The sequence below is a fragment of the uncultured Arthrobacter sp. genome, from assembly GCF_902805515.1.
Taxonomy (GTDB): domain Bacteria; phylum Actinomycetota; class Actinomycetes; order Actinomycetales; family Micrococcaceae; genus Arthrobacter_D.
Genome location: NZ_CADCTE010000080.1, coordinates 1 through 11977 on the forward strand (window position 1 = coordinate 1; position 11977 = coordinate 11977).

Genomic DNA, 11977 nt, shown 5'->3' on the forward strand with positions numbered 1-11977 from the left:
GGCGCTGAGCACTGCGCGGTTGCGCTGGTTGCCGGCCGCCCACACTCCCAGCAGGATGCTGAGCGGGGTCTGGGTGACCACGCCGAGGACGATGAAGAGGAGGCTGAGCCAGAGGCTCTTGAGCATCACGGGATCGGCGATCAGCGTCTCCCAGTTCTCCAGCCCCACGAACCGGGGATCGCCGAGCCCGCTCCACGAGGTGAAGGACAGGACGGCGACCGCCGCGAGCGGCACCAGGGCGAAGAGCGCGAAGAAGATGGTGGCGGGCAGCGCCCAGGCGAAGCCCGGGCGCCCCACTGACGAGGCGCCGGAGCGGGCCGGGCGGCTCTCGGTGGAGCCGCCCGGCGCGGACCGCCTGCGGGTAGCAAGCATTGTCATGGCGTGTCCTAAAGACCCTGCATTGCCTTGATGAAGCCGTCTTCATCAATCTGGCCGCTGAAGAACTGCGACACGGCGGTGTGGATCGTCACTGTCGCCTCGGGCGGGTAGGCCTGGTCCCAGGAGAGCTGGAAGTGCGGCGCGTTCTGCACGAGGTCGAACTGGTACTTTGCGTACTCGGGATCGGCCGACTCATCGAGGAACTTCTCGGTGTTCGTGGTGGTCGGCAGGTTTCCAATGGCGACCTGCTCCTTCACAAACTCGTCCGAGTACATCAGCTTGAGGAACTCGGCTGCCTCCTCGGGGTACCGGGTGTCCTTGTGGATCGAGTAGAAGTTGTTGGTGTTGCCCGCGAGGTTGTCAGGGTCTCCCTCGCCGCCTTCGATGGCGGGGAACTCGCTGTAGCCGAGGACCTCCTCGGCGAAGGCCGGGTCCGCGTCCTGCTGGGTGGAGTATTCCCAGGAACCCATCAGTTCGAAGCCTGCACGGCCGCTGGCCAGCAGGGCGGGGGAACCGCCGTCGGTGAACTTGACGGAGTCGAAGTTGGTGCCGAAGGCTCCGGCGTCGATGAGTTCGCGCAGCTTGCCGAGCGCCTCGCGGCTCTCCTCGGAGTCCCAGACGCTGGTGTCGCCCTCGAGCGCCGCCTGGAACAGGTCCTCACCGGCAACGCGGTCGAAGACGTACTGGAACCACATCTGCGTGGGCCACCGGTCACCGCCGCCGAGCGCGATGGGCGTGACGCCTGCGGCCTTCAGCTTCTCCACGGCGTCGAGCAGCTCGTCCCAGGTCGCGGGAGGGGCGTCGATGCCGGCCTGCTTGAGCACCTCGGAGTTGTTGAAGAGCATGACCGGCTGCGTGCCGCGCATTGGGACGCCGTATGCCTTGTCGTCGATGACCGCCGTTTCGAAGACCGACGGGAGGAACGCGTCCTTTAGCTGCGGATCCTCCTCGATGAACTCGTCGAGGGGCAGCAGGAGCCCCGCATCAACGAAGTTCGCGATGCTGCCGCCGCCCCAGTTGAAGAAGATGTCCGGGGCTGAATCGGTGTCGATGATCGTCTGCAGCTTGGTCTGGTAGTCCGCGCCGGGAATCGTGTCGAGCACGATCTTCACGTCGGAGGTTTCGTTGAACTTGTCCACCATGGCCTGCTCGACCGTGTTGCCGGCGTCTCCGTACACGGCAAGGTGGAGTTCGTTCTCGGGCCGGCTGGACGCGCCGCCGCTTCCACCGCTGCACCCCGCAAGGGTCAGTCCCAGGATCAGAGCCGAGCCGCCAGCAAGGCTGCGCGTCATCCAGGTTCGGTTGCTCATCTTTGAACGCCTCTCGAAAGTTTCGATAATAAGATCGAAAGTTATTGATGCCACGAGTGTATGTACCGCTCCGGCGGATACGCAAGCCAAAACGTGTGGAGGGTCACAAATCGCTATAAACGGTGCTCCGGGGCGCGCTGGGCCGCGAGGGTATGCTGTTCGCATGTCGACTCCGGCGGAAGAACCGCGCACCACCCTGGCCCAGCTTGCGACGGCCGCGGGCGTTTCGCTGTCCACCATCTCTAAGGTGCTCAACGGACGCACCGACGTGTCCCCGAAAACCCGGGCGAAAGTTGAGGAACTCCTCGAGGAGCACGGCTACCGACGGCGGAAGGCCTCCGCGACCCGGGCCGGCCTCGTGGAACTCGTGTTCCACGAGCTGGAGAGCGCCTGGGCGCTCGAGCTGATCCGCGGGGTCGAAAACGTGGCGCGCGAGCACGGCCTCAGCGTGGTGCTGACCGAAACGGGCAGCCGGCACGCTCCAGGGCCCGAATGGATTGAAGGGGTGATGTCGAGGCGTCCGGCCGGCGTCGTCCTGGTCTTCTCCGACCTGCCGCAGGACTACCGGCGGAAGCTCGACGCGAGGGCCATTCCGTTCGTCATCATCGACCCGGCCGGCGACCCGGCTCCCGACGTTCCCTCCGTCGGGTCGGCCAACTGGTCCGGCGGCATGATGGCGACCCGGCACCTGATCGACCTCGGGCACACCCGTATCGCCGCCATCAGCGGACCTGAAGACATGATGTGTTCGCTTGCCCGGATCGACGGTTACCGCTCGGCCATGAACATGGCTTCCCTGCCCATCGACCCGGAGTTCATCAAGTTTGGAAACTTCCATGTCGACGGCGGACGCGACCACGCCCTGACGCTGCTTGGCGGCTCCACCCCACCGACCGCGATTTTTGCCGGGAGCGACCTTCAGGCCCTGGGCGTGCTCGATGCCGCCCGCCAGTTCGGGCTCCGGGTTCCGGAGGACCTGTCGGTCGTGGGCTACGACGACCTGCAGCTCGCCCAGTGGTCAAGCCCCGCGCTGACCACGGTGCATCAACCGCTCATCCAGATGGCCGAGGAAGCCACCCGCATGGTCCTGCGGCTGCGCGACGGCGAGCGGCCCAACAACCTGCGGCTCGACCTTGCAACCAGCCTCGTGGTGCGCCAGAGCACCGCTGCCCCGGCGGCTGCGGCGGAGGGGAAACATCCCCTGCGCCGTCCCGCGTGAGCGCCGGACACGCCACCGCTTCTGGATACGATGGGGGCTCGGCCAGGTGCGCAGAAGGCTCCTGCAGGACGAAGGAGAACTGACAGCTGTGCGGTCAACCCCGGGAGCGGCAAACGGCACCGAGGGCCTGCGCACCCAAAACCTGTCCCAGATCCTCACGATGGTGCACCGGTGGGGCCCGCTGTCCCGGGCCGAACTGACCCGCCGCACCGGCTTCAACCGGTCGACCGTCGGCGCCCTGGTGTCGGCGCTGGCGGAAAAGCGCCTCGTGCAGGAGTCGGAACCGCCCATGGCCGGCCGGGTGGGCCGGCCCAGCCCGATCGTGCAGGCCAATCCCAATGTCGCCGTGATCGCGGTCAATCCGGACATCGATGCCCTGACGGTCGGTGTGGTCGGCCTGGGCGGCCGGGTGCACACGCGGGTGCGCCGTGAAACGCAGGGCGTGCCGTCGCTTGAGGACGCCGTACGGCTCAGCTGCGATATCGTTGCCGACCTCGACGGCGTCCTCGCCGGGCTGGAACCGGTGCTGGGCGTCGGCATCGCCCTTCCCGGGCTGGTGAACGCGTCCGCGGGACGCGTGCTCGTCGCGCCGCATCTGGGCTGGCGGGACGCCGACCTCACGGGACCCTTCGGCACCGCACTCGGCCTGCCCGCCGTAGCCGCCAACGATGCCGCCCTCGGCGCGCTGGCCGAGAGCATCTTCGGCGCGGCGGTCGGGGTGGCCGATGCTGTCTACCTCAATGGCAGTGCCAGCGGCATCGGAGGGGGAATCATCGCCGGCGGCACGCAGGTTGGCGGCAGCCGCGGATACGCCGGCGAACTAGGCCATACCCTCGTCCGCGCGGGCGGCTCGCCCTGCCACTGCGGGCGGTCCGGATGCCTCGACGCGGAGGTCCGGCTCGAGCGGCTGCTCGACGCCGGCGGCCTGGAGAGTGGGGGGATCGAGGCGCTTGAGGGCGTCCTGTCCGCCGGGCCGGGCCCCGCGGTCCGCGCTGAAGCGGAGCGCCAGCTCGACCTCCTCGCCGTCGCCCTGGTGAATTTCGTCAACATCTTCGATCCGGAGCTGATCGTCCTGGGCGGCTTTCTGGGATCGCTGTTCGACTTTGACGGTCAACGACTCACCGATCAGGTCGGCGCCAGATCACTTGCCGGTGGGGTCGAGGTGCGGCGCGCCGCCCTGGGCCCGGAGCTTCTGCTGGTCGGTGCGGCGGAACTCGCGTTCCGGCCGCTCCTCGCATCACCCTCCGAAGCGGGAGTGCCCACCGAGGGTTGACGGACAGCACGAAATGGCGCATCGCCCCCGAAGGGGCTGATGCGCCACGTGACGTCGGCGGGAGGGCGGAGCGAAGTCAGCCGGTGCGGCGGGAACCGCTCTCCTCGTCGTCGTCGAGGTCATCGGCGTATTTGTCCGCATACTCCGAATAGTCCGGTTCCACCGGTTCGAGAGGTTCACTGCGTCGATTGGACGCACGACTCCCGGGGCCTGTGAGCTCGCGCTGCAGTGCCGAATAGTCAGTCGCCGGGCTGAAGTACTTCATGTCCCGGGCCTGCTTGGTAGCTTTTGCCTTTTGACGGCCGCGCCCCATGGCGTGACCCCCTTTGTGCGTCGATCCGGAGGTGGTCACTGGGGCACAAAGGCCCAAGGCTGCAGCGAGGCCCCGGAGTATTTGGTCAATTTATCGTAACTATAGGTTACATGCTTTCCCGTGTGTCCGCGTGCCGTTGTGACCAGCATGACGCGCTGGCCCCCGATCGCACGGAAGGGCCGCGCGCCGGGCGGTGAAGGCGGGGGCCCCAGCGCCGGAAATTTGGATAGAGTTCTGCCCTAAGGGCCCATTTCCGGGCGCAGAACGAAAACCCTCCGAGGAGACAACGGTTGGCTACGAAGAATCGGGAGAACGCCCAGCGTGGTCCGGAGGATCAGGGGAAGCCGGACGCCGGCGGGCACCAGGATGCGCCCCGGGATGCGGGCCTGAATACGGACCTGGATGCGGACCTGGATACTGATGCCGTCGCGCCCGCGGGCGACACGGAAGCCACCGCTGCCGGCGCCCCGGGGGAACCCGAGCTGTCGGTGACGGCGGAGGACCTCACGCTCGCCGAACCGGTGCTGGCACCTGCGTCCGTCAGCAAGACCGCCGCCGAGGCAGCAGCCCTCGAGGACGCGGCGGCGGAGGCCCAGGCCGTGGCGGACGAGGCCGAGGACGCCGCCCTCCTGGCTGGCCCCCTGCCTGCCAACGCGCCGACCGTGACGGCGGCGCCGTCGGGCACCGCACCCGCGGGCGGTCCCGCCGGTGATGCGGCGGAAGCCACCCCCCAGAGCAGTAAGACCCAGAGCGGCGGGACCCAGAGCGGTGGCCCCCGGTCCGGCGCCTCCGCGGCCGGCGGATCAGCCGGTTCGCCGATCCCGGACGGCCGGGGCGGGGACACCCCTTCCGGCGACGAGCCTTTGGCCGGGCCCGCCGGGGAGCGGGCCGCTCCCAACAGCTCCGCGGGATCCACCTCGGGCCGGTCCGCCGGAGATCCGTCCGTCTCCAACGCGTCCGCGGACGGTTCCGCCGAGGACGCCGGCACGGGCGGACCCGAGGCTTCCGCGGCCGACGATACCGAGGACCTCCGCCTCGACCCCGTCCTTGAAACGGTGGCGGTCGGATCGGGTGCCGCCCACTCCGGCCTCCTCGCGGGAACCGATCCGGCCGCTCTCGGGGTCGGCCCCGCGGCTTCGTCCGGCGCCGCCGGACGGGCCGGCGCAACCGCCGTCTCCCGTAACGCTTCCGGTGGCAAGGAGACCGCCGGTCCGTCGGCCGAGCCCGGTGCCCGGCGGTCCGCCTGGGCCCCGGCCGGCGACGCCGGCGACCCCGTGGGCCCGCGGCGGGCGCGGTCCCGTGAGCGTCGGGAGAAGTCCCGGCGCCCGGTGGCGCTCCTTGTCCTCGGCGGTGTCGCGGTCCTGGCCCTGCTCGCCTGGTTGGCTGTCAGCCTGGTGCGCGGTCTGACCGGCGCGGGTGACCCCCAGTCGCCGGAGGACATCCCGACCGCGGCCGGCGCCGACGGAGTGATCGCCGAAGAGGTGCCGCCGTCGGTGCTGACCGCCGGGCATTGCCTCCTCGATTTCACCGACATCGAGAGCGATGTCACCATCGTGACCTGCTCGACGCCGCACCGGGCCCAGCTGATCGCCTCGGAGTTCTACCCGGATGACGCCGAATTCCCCGGCCGCGGCCAGCTTGGGGCCCGGGCCGACGCGGCCTGTGAAACCGCCCCGATCGACTCAGGCGTCGCGGCCGGAGCCGGCAGGATCGAACTGCTGCGCGTGACGCCCACCGAGGGCACCTGGGCCGACGGCGACCGCCGGGTTGACTGCTTCGCCGTCCTGCAGGACGATGCAACGCTGAGCCGGAGCCTGCTCACCGAGTAGGCTCCGGCCCGCCTGAGGAGAGCTGCGGGGCCTGCGTGCCTAGGCGACGGCGCGCAGGCTCAGCCCCTCCCGCTGACCGTCGGCACTTCCATCGCCGTCCCGGTCGACGAGGACCCGGTCCCCGTCGGTAATCTCCCCGGCCAGGATGCCCCGGGCGAGCTGGTCGCCGATCTCCCGCTGCACGAGCCGGCGCAGGGGCCGGGCCCCGTAGGCCGGGTCGAACCCGGTGAGGGCCAGCCACTCGCTGGCCGCCGGCGTGACCTCGAGGGTGAGGCGGCGCTCCTGCAGCCGCTTGCCCAGCGCCTCCACCTGAAGGTCGACGATCTTCGACAGCTCATCGAGGCTGAGCGCGTCAAAGATGATCACGTCGTCGAGCCGGTTGAGGAACTCCGGCCGGAAGCTGGCGTTCACCGTCGCCATCACGGTCGAGCGGCGGGCCGCGTCATCGAGTGAGGGATCCACCAGGAACTGCGAGCCAAGGTTGGAGGTCAGCACCAGGATGACGTTGCGGAAATCCACGGTGCGTCCCTGTCCGTCGGTCAGGCGGCCGTCGTCGAGCACCTGAAGGAGGATGTCGAAGACTTCCGGATGCGCCTTCTCCACTTCATCGAGCAGCACGACGCTGTAGGGACGGCGGCGCACCGCCTCGGTGAGCTGGCCGCCCTCCTCGTAGCCGACATAGCCCGGAGGCGCGCCGACGAGCCGGGCGACCGAGTGCTTCTCGGAGTATTCGGACATGTCGATGCGCACCATGGAGCGCTCGTCGTCGAACAGGAAGTCCGCCAGCGCCTTCGCGAGTTCGGTCTTGCCGACACCGGTCGGGCCGAGGAACAGGAAGGAGCCGGTGGGCCGGTTCGGGTCGGAAACCCCGGCCCGGGCACGGCGCACCGCGTCCGAGACCGACGCGACCGCCTTGGACTGGCCGATCAGCCGGGACCCGATGACCTCCTCCATGTGCAGCAGCTTCTGGCTCTCGCCCTGAAGCATGCGGCCGGCGGGAATGCCGGTCCACGCCGAGATGACCTCCGCGATGTCATTGGCCGTCACCTCTTCGGCCACCATCAGCTCCGGGGCCTCCCCCGCCGATTCCTGCTCGGCGGCCTGGGCGGCGTCGAGCTCCCGCTGCACCTGCGGAATCTCGCCGTACAGGATCCGCGAGGCCGTCTCCAGATCGCCCTCGCGCTGGGCCTTGTCGGCCTGCGAGCGCAGTTCGTCGAGGGACGCCTTCAGGTCACCGACCCGGTTCAGGCCCGCCTTCTCGGCCTCCCAGCGGGCGTTGAGCGCGGAGAGCTGCTCCTGCCGGTCCGCCATGACCGCGCGCAGGTCCTCGAGCCGCTCCTGGGAGGCCTCGTCGGTCTCACGCTCCAGCGCGAGCTCCTCCATGCGCATCCGGTCGATGGCGCGGCGCAGCTCGTCGATCTCCACCGGGGCGGAGTCGATCTCCATGCGCAGGCGCGACGCGGCCTCGTCGACGAGGTCGATGGCCTTGTCCGGCAGCTGCCGCCCGGAGATGTACCGGTCGGACAGCGTCGCCGCGGCCACCAGGGCGGAGTCGGCGATGGAGACCTTGTGGTGGGCCTCGTAACGTTCCTTGAGCCCGCGCAGGATGCCGATGGTGTCCTCCACCGACGGCTCCCCCACGTAGACCTGCTGGAAGCGCCGCTCCAGCGCGGGGTCCTTCTCCACGTTCTCGCGGTACTCGTCAAGGGTCGTGGCGCCGATCAGGCGCAGCTCGCCACGGGCGAGCATGGGCTTGAGCATGTTGCCGGCGTCCATCGAGCCCTCGGCGGCACCGGCCCCGACCACGGTGTGCAGCTCGTCGATGAAGGTGACGACCTGCCCGTTGGAGGAGCGGATCTCCTCGAGCACGGCCTTGAGCCGCTCCTCGAATTCGCCCCGGTACTTGGCGCCGGCGATCATCGAGCCGAGGTCGAGGCTGATGAGGGACTTGCCGCGGAGGGACTCCGGGACGTCCCCGGCGACCATGCGCTGCGCGAGGCCTTCGACGACGGCCGTCTTGCCGACGCCGGGCTCACCGATCAGCACCGGGTTGTTCTTGGTGCGGCGCGAGAGCACCTGCACGACGCGGCGGATCTCGGAGTCACGCCCGATCACCGGGTCGAGCCTGCCCGCCCGCGCCAGCTCGGTCAGGTCGACGCCGAACTTCTCGAGGGCCTGGAAGGTGTTCTCCGGGTCGGCGGAGGTCACCCTGCGGTCGCCCCGGACTCCGGGGAGCGCGGCGGCGAGCGCGTCACGGGAGATTCCGGCCTCGCGCAGGATCCTGCCGGCGGGGCCGGAATCGGCGGCGAGCCCGAGCAGCAGGTGCTCGGTGGAGACGAACTGGTCCCCCAGCGCTTCGGCCTCCTGCTGGGCAGCGGAAATCACCTGCAGGGCACCCCGGGAGAACTGGGCCTGGGCCACGTTCGACCCCGAGGAGGAGGGCAGGGCGCGGATGGCCGTGCTGGCCTGCACGCTGATGTCGTCGGGCGAGGCGCCGGCGGCCTTGAGCAGGGCCACGGCGATGCCCTCCCGCTGATCCATCAGCGCCTTGAGGAAATGCGGCGTTTCGACCTGGGGATTGCCCGCCGTCGAAGCGTTCATCGCCGCAGCCGAAAGAGCCTCCTGGCTCTTGGTGGTGAATTTTGCGTCCATGGACCCATCCTTCGCTATCGACGATGTTCCTGCTCGGAACACCTTCCAAAATCTAAGTTGAGTGTACCTGACTCAACCTTGTCGCGCGGAATTTTATGCCCGGTTCGCCTCCAGCGAATCTGCCGGCCGCCGCCCGGTCCGCCGTCGTTCGTTCGAACCCGGTTCGGGAAGGAGCCACTGTCGGCCATAATGGCCCGATGGGGAAATTTCATCGCTTGACCGCCGTCCTGACCACCGCCGTCCTGGCGGCCTCGCTCGCCGCCTGCGCCGACGACCGGCCGAGCGCCGCCGATGCCGCGAAAGAGCTCGCAGCAGGCCTCTCGAAACTCGACGTCGGGGGCTCCGCCTTCACCGTCGTTCGGGCCGAAGATGTCACCACGGACCTCGGCACCATCACCGAGGCGCTCGCGCCCCTGAAGCCCAAGGTCGCCGTCGACGGTGTGGAGTCGACCGGTGAGGACACCGCCACCGCCACCCTCGACTACGTGTGGGACGTCGACGCCTCGGACGAGGACTGGACGTACTCGACATCGGTGGAGCTCTCCCGGGAGGAGGACGAGTGGCAGGCCGAATGGGACCCGGCCATTTTCGTCCCGAAGCTCCGGGTCGACGAGCGCCTCGCCCGAGAGGAAATCCCTGCCGACCGGGGCGATATCACCGGCGCCAACGGCGAGGCGCTCGTCACCCAGCGCCCGGTCCTGCGGGTCGGCATCGACAAGACCAAAGCCCCCGAGGAGGGGCAAGACGCCGCCGCGAGGGCGCTCGCTGGGGTCTTGGAGCTTGACCCGGCCCCCTACGCGGAGCAGGTGGCCGCCGCCGGCGCGGAGGCGTTCGTCGAAGCCATTGTGCTGCGCGAAGACTCCCCGCTCGCGGCCGACCGCGCCGCCATCGACGCCATCCCGGGGGCCGTCGCACTTCAGGAGTTCCGCGAACTGGCCCCGACCCGCTCCTTTGCCCGCGAACTGCTGGGCACCGTCGGGGAACCGACGGCCGAACTGATCGAGCAGTCCGGCGGGAAACTCCAGGCCGGCGACATCACCGGCCTGTCCGGCCTGCAGCGCCAGCACAACGACCTGCTTGCCGGAACCCCCGGAATCATGATCACCGGGCTCATCGGGGAAGGCGACGCCCTGCGGTCCCAGACGCTGTTCACCAAGCCGCCGGTCGATGGAAAGCCGCTCGCCACCACGCTCGACGCGAAGCTGCAGACCCTTGCCGAGAACACCCTTGCCGAGGAGCCCTCGGCGTCCTCGATCGTCGCCATCCGCCCGAGCACCGGGGAAATCCTGACCGCGGCGAACGGGCCCGGCAGTGAAGGCCTGCCCACCGCGCTGCTCGGGCAGTACCCGCCGGGATCCACCTTCAAGATCGCGACGACCCTCGCGCTGCTGCGCAAGGGCCTCACCCCGGAGTCCCCCACCGAATGCCCCGCCGAGCTCACCGTCGACGGGCGCAGCTTCAACAACGCGAGCACCTACCCCGCGCAGTTCACCGGAACGATCCCGCTGCTCCAGAGCTTCGCGCAGTCCTGCAACACCGGGTTCATCTCCAACCGCGATCAGGTGTCCCAGCAGGAACTCGCCTCGGCCGCCGCCGACCTCGGCATCGGGGTTGAAGCCTCCATCGGCACGCCCGCCTTCTTCGGCGTCGTGCCCACCGAGGCCGAGGGCACCGCGCACGCCGCGTCGATGATTGGGCAGGGCGAAATCCTCGTCTCCCCGCTGGCGCTGGCGACCATGGCCGCGAGCGTCGGCAAGGGCGCCAGGGTCACCCCGACGGTGCTGGCGGGCGGGCAGGACGACGCGTCGCCGTCGGACTCCGCGCCGTCGGCGTCCCCGTCGGCGTCCTCGTCGGCGTCCCCGTCCTCCGGGCCGTCGGAGGATGCCTCCAAGTCCACCAACGCGCCGGCCGAACCCAGCAAACTGACGGCGGAGGAGGCCGCCACCCTGCGCACGCTGATGCGGGCCGTCGTCACCGAGGGCGGCGCGGGCATGCTCGCCGGCGTCCCGGGCGATCCCGTGCATGCCAAGACCGGGACCGCGGAGTTCGGCAGCGAGACCCCGCCGCGCACCCACGCGTGGATCGTCGCTTTGCAGGGCGACCTCGCCGTGGCGGTCTTCGTCGAAGAAGGCGAGCTCGGCTCGACCTCGGGCGGGCCCCTCATGGAGGCGTTCCTTCGGGGAGCCGGCTCCTAGGAGCCACCCGCCTCCGCCGAAAGTGCAGCTCACCACGCTTCGAGCTTGTCTAAGCGTGGTGAGCTGCCAACTCGGCGGCGTTTTCGAGGCGCATCCCAGCGTCCGGTGCCTTGGCGCTATTCCCGGCCCCGGGTCAGCGGTACTGGGGAATCCGAGTGCCGCGCGTCTCCACGATGACCTTGCCCAGCGGCATCAGTGACACGGGGATGAGCTTGAGGTTGGCGATGCCCAGGGGAATCCCGATGATGCTCACGAACATGGGGATCGCCGTGAGGACGTGCCCGATGGCGATCCAGATCCCCGCGACGAGCAGCCAGATGATGTTGCCCAGGGTGGAGAAGAAGGACACCTGCCCGCCGCGGTCCACCACTGTCCGCCCGAAGGGCCACAGGGCGTAGAGGCCGATCCGGAAGGAGGCGATTCCGAAGGGGATCGTGATGATCAGGACGCAGCACAGGATTCCGGCGGCGAAGTAGCCGAGAGCCAGCCAGATGCCGCCGAAGAGCAGCCAGATCACGTTCAGGAGTGTATTCATGGGCCCATTGTCGCGCATCGCCGGGCACAGCGTCCCGGGATCTGCACCCCGACCCCCTGGCCCCCGCCGAAACTGCAGCTAACCACGCTTTCACGCGCCGAAACTGCAGATAACCACGCTTTCACGCGCCCAAAGCGTGGTTAGCTGCCAACTCGGCGGAAGAGCCCGGCACCCATGCGCGCCCCTCGATACCTCCCGGAAACTGAAGCCCACCGAGTCACCTCGGCCCCGAAACTGCAGCTAACCACTCTTTCACGCCACCAAAGCGTGGTT

8 protein-coding genes and 1 pseudogene are annotated in these 11977 nt (G+C 69.3%); 4 read left to right on the forward strand and 5 right to left on the reverse strand.

The window, feature by feature from the left end; all coding sequences use genetic code 11:
* Together QZX79_RS06990 and QZX79_RS06995 are read right to left on the reverse strand one after the other, a co-directional pair.
* Positions 1–378: pseudogene (locus QZX79_RS06990) on the reverse strand (sugar ABC transporter permease); the annotation flags it as partial.
* An 8-nt stretch (positions 379–386) separates the two neighbouring features.
* Positions 387–1688, reverse strand: a complete 1302-nt coding sequence (locus tag QZX79_RS06995; RefSeq protein ID WP_294566596.1) for an extracellular solute-binding protein — start codon at positions 1686–1688, stop codon at positions 387–389.
* Between the two features lie 163 nt (positions 1689–1851).
* Between QZX79_RS06995 and QZX79_RS07000 the strand changes: the two genes are divergently transcribed.
* Positions 1852–2907, forward strand: coding sequence for a LacI family DNA-binding transcriptional regulator (locus QZX79_RS07000; protein ID WP_294566598.1), 1056 nt, complete (start codon positions 1852–1854; stop codon positions 2905–2907).
* A gap of 88 nt (positions 2908–2995) precedes the next feature.
* Positions 2996–4180 (forward strand): ROK family transcriptional regulator, encoded by a 1185-nt coding sequence (locus QZX79_RS07005; RefSeq protein WP_294566603.1) that lies wholly within the window; start codon positions 2996–2998, stop codon positions 4178–4180.
* A 76-nt stretch (positions 4181–4256) separates the two neighbouring features.
* On the opposite strand, the gene QZX79_RS07010 is transcribed toward QZX79_RS07005, so the two are convergent.
* Positions 4257–4493 carry a DUF3073 domain-containing protein gene (locus tag QZX79_RS07010; protein WP_294566606.1) on the reverse strand — a complete coding sequence of 79 codons (237 nt, stop codon included), beginning with the start codon at positions 4491–4493 and terminating at the stop codon, positions 4257–4259.
* Positions 4494–4783: 290 nt separating this feature from the next.
* Here QZX79_RS07010 and QZX79_RS07015 point away from each other — a divergent pair, with 290 nt between their 5' ends.
* On the forward strand, positions 4784–6322 hold the full coding sequence (locus QZX79_RS07015; protein ID WP_294566609.1) for a septum formation family protein: 1539 nt from the start codon (positions 4784–4786) through the stop codon (positions 6320–6322).
* Positions 6323–6361: 39 nt separating this feature from the next.
* Here QZX79_RS07015 and clpB read toward each other — a convergent pair whose 3' ends face one another.
* Positions 6362–8974 carry an ATP-dependent chaperone ClpB gene (gene clpB, locus QZX79_RS07020; RefSeq protein WP_294566611.1) on the reverse strand — a complete coding sequence of 871 codons (2613 nt, stop codon included), beginning with the start codon at positions 8972–8974 and terminating at the stop codon, positions 6362–6364.
* A gap of 197 nt (positions 8975–9171) precedes the next feature.
* Here clpB and QZX79_RS07025 point away from each other — a divergent pair, with 197 nt between their 5' ends.
* The gene (locus QZX79_RS07025) at positions 9172–11169 is read left to right on the forward strand and encodes a penicillin-binding transpeptidase domain-containing protein (RefSeq protein WP_294566614.1); all 1998 of its coding nucleotides are present in this window, start codon (positions 9172–9174) and stop codon (positions 11167–11169) included.
* A gap of 133 nt (positions 11170–11302) precedes the next feature.
* On the opposite strand, the gene QZX79_RS07030 is transcribed toward QZX79_RS07025, so the two are convergent.
* Entirely contained in the window at positions 11303–11704 is a 402-nt protein-coding gene (locus QZX79_RS07030; protein ID WP_294566618.1) for a YccF domain-containing protein, read from the reverse strand.
* Positions 11705–11977 lie beyond the last annotated feature (273 nt).

What these genes read in the sequence shown, in the direction of transcription:
- QZX79_RS07030 (WP_294566618.1), bottom strand. Translation starts at nt 11,704, where the DNA reads ATGAATACACTCCTGAACGTGATCTGGCTGCTCTTCGGCGGCATCTGG.
- QZX79_RS07025 (WP_294566614.1), top strand. Translation starts at nt 9,172, where the DNA reads ATGGGGAAATTTCATCGCTTGACCGCCGTCCTGACCACCGCCGTCCTG.
- QZX79_RS07010 (WP_294566606.1), bottom strand. Translation starts at nt 4,493, where the DNA reads ATGGGGCGCGGCCGTCAAAAGGCAAAAGCTACCAAGCAGGCCCGGGAC.
- clpB (WP_294566611.1), bottom strand. Translation starts at nt 8,974, where the DNA reads ATGGACGCAAAATTCACCACCAAGAGCCAGGAGGCTCTTTCGGCTGCG.
- QZX79_RS07000 (WP_294566598.1), top strand. Translation starts at nt 1,852, where the DNA reads ATGTCGACTCCGGCGGAAGAACCGCGCACCACCCTGGCCCAGCTTGCG.
- QZX79_RS06995 (WP_294566596.1), bottom strand. Translation starts at nt 1,688, where the DNA reads ATGAGCAACCGAACCTGGATGACGCGCAGCCTTGCTGGCGGCTCGGCT.